Here is a 1,264-nt window from a genome sequence, read left to right as displayed (position 1 = left end):
GTCCCTCCCGCCCCTCCAGCAGGCCGTCCGTGGCGAGCAGGAGCGCCCAGTGCGGCCCGAGCTCGATCCGCACCTCCTCGGAGAGGTCGTTGTCGACGATGCCGAGAGCCGGGCCGACGACGTCGCCCGGCAGCGCCGACAGCCGCGGATGCAACAGCGCCGGCGGCGGATGACCGGCCAGCCGCATCCGCGCCGAGGTCCGGTCGGGAGCGATCGCGAGGGTGCACACCGTCGCAAAGATCTCGTCCTGTTCCCGCTCGCTCACCAGCACGCGTTGGAGATACCCGAGCCGGTCGGGTTCCGGAACACCGGCAAGGACCAACGTGCGCCACGCGATCCGCAGGCTCACCCCGAGCGCTGCCTCGTCCGGGCCGTGCCCGCAGACGTCGCCGAGCAGGACGTGGAGCGTGCCGTCCGCGGTGGACACCATGTCGTAGAAGTCCCCGCCGAGCAGGGACTGCTGCCGGCCGGGGCGGTACCGGGCGTCGTGGTGCAACCGGCCGTCGTCGATGAGCGGCCGGGGTAACAGGCCGCGTTCGAGGCGGGCCCGCTCGTCCGCCAGCAGCTCCGACTCCCGCAGCGCCTGCGCGGCGGTGTCGGCCCGCTTGCGCTCGATCGCGTACCGGACGGCCCGGACCAGGTCCCGCCCGTCGACCTGGCCCTTGACGAGGTAGTCTTGCGCGCCCGCGGCGACCGCCTGCGCCCCCCGGTACTCGTCAACCAGACCGGTGAGCACCACGACCGGCGCTCCCGCCTCGACCGTGAGCAACCGGCGCAGCGCCGACAGGCCCTCGCTGTCCGGCAGCCCTAGATCCAGCAGCACGCACGCGACGTGCTCGCTGCGACGGGCGGCTTCGGCCACCGTGCGCACCCGGGTCAGCTCGACCGGAGCGGAGGCCTCGTCGAGGAGCTCGGACACCAGATAGGCGTCGGCATCATCGTCCTCGACCAACAGCACAGGCCAGATCACTTCCACAGGATCAGCGTTCGGCGCCCGCATCGCGTTGCTCTCGGTCCCTGACACATCTCCTCGGCATTGCACGACACGAGGCCATACCGGCCCAACCCGGACCCGAAGCATGGCACGACCACAGCGCCCGTGCGCATCGGAACGCCGAACCGGAGTGGACCGCGGCCAAGAAGACCAGCCAGGAAGACGGAGCGCGACGGGCTCAGGAAAACCGGGCTCAGAAAGACATGGTGGGCCCACGGGAACGACGGCAGCCGCCAGGACAGATCAACGGGCGGCGGTGTGGCTATCAGC

The 1,264-nt window shown here is 71.4% G+C and carries 1 protein-coding gene; it reads right to left on the bottom strand.

The features are described from left to right. Positions 1-1,000 (bottom strand): PP2C family protein-serine/threonine phosphatase (locus tag ACY5KJ_RS17310; protein ID WP_462203856.1); only part of this gene is annotated, 1,000 nt, incomplete at its 3' end. Between the last annotated feature and the right edge of the window lie 264 nt (positions 1,001-1,264).

This window comes from Frankia sp. CcWB3 (assembly GCF_977927595.1).
The sequence above is the reverse complement of the archived record's forward strand: the minus strand, read 5'-3'. Positions and strand labels throughout refer to the sequence as shown.